The sequence below is a fragment of the Flavobacterium sp. genome, from assembly GCF_003525665.1.
In the GTDB taxonomy this organism is placed as follows: Bacteria; Bacteroidota; Bacteroidia; order Flavobacteriales; family Flavobacteriaceae; genus Flavobacterium.
The window spans coordinates 1-791 of sequence record NZ_DQDX01000204.1; the positions used below are offsets into that span (position 1 = coordinate 1).

The following is a 791-nucleotide window of genomic DNA, read 5'->3' on the forward strand; positions in this document are numbered from 1 at the left end:
TTTTTCTATTCTCTATTTTCTAATTAACTTTACAAAAAAAATAAACTATGTCTTTCGATAAAGAAAAAATGCTAAAACTCTGCAACGAGTGGTCCAAAAACACTTTGATGGAAACTCTTGAAATTGAGTATATTGATGCTGGAGAAACTTTTTTAAAAGCCACAATGCCAGTCAATTCTAGAGTGCATCAACCGATGGGATTGCTTCATGGTGGCGCATCGGTTGCGTTGGCAGAAAGCGTTGGAAGTGCCGCATCAATCATGTTTGTCAATCCAGAAAGGCAAGAAGTTCGCGGTATTGAAATATCGGCAAATCACTTAAAAAGCAAGCGTGAAGGAATCGTTACTGCAACGGCAACCATCATTCACAAAGGCGCGAGCATTCATTTGTGGGAAATTAGAATTGTGGATGAAAACGACAAATTGATTTCGCTTTGCAAATTAACCAACATGATTTTACCAAGTAAAGGACGATGAGTTTCTTATTTTCAAAAATAAAGCAGCAGCAGTCGAGCAAACTACCTTTTGTGTGTTATTGCAAACCCAATTCCGATAAAATCATTGCGCTTTTTCAGAAGAACGATGATTTGATTTTATTGGATGATGCTGATGTTGGATTTGCTTTTGTATCTTTTGATAATGAAAAACGATATATAATTCCCGAAGAATTATCGGATATTTATTTCGAAACGGTTTCGACTTCCGATTATATTTTTCCGAAAACATTGATTTATGAAACTGATGCTGATTCGAAAATGGCATTTGAAACTTTAGTCGGAAATGGAGTAGAAG

General features: G+C 35.8%; 1 protein-coding gene and 1 pseudogene. Both read left to right on the top strand.

Features of this window, described 5'->3' with window-relative positions:
• Positions 1-47: 47 nt before the first annotated feature.
• Entirely contained in the window at positions 48-476 is a 429-nt protein-coding gene (locus tag DIU01_RS14385; RefSeq protein WP_290835636.1) for a hotdog fold thioesterase, read from the top strand.
• Positions 473-791: pseudogene (locus tag DIU01_RS14390) on the top strand (isochorismate synthase); the annotation flags it as partial. The gene DIU01_RS14385 and the pseudogene DIU01_RS14390, both read left to right, overlap by 4 nt.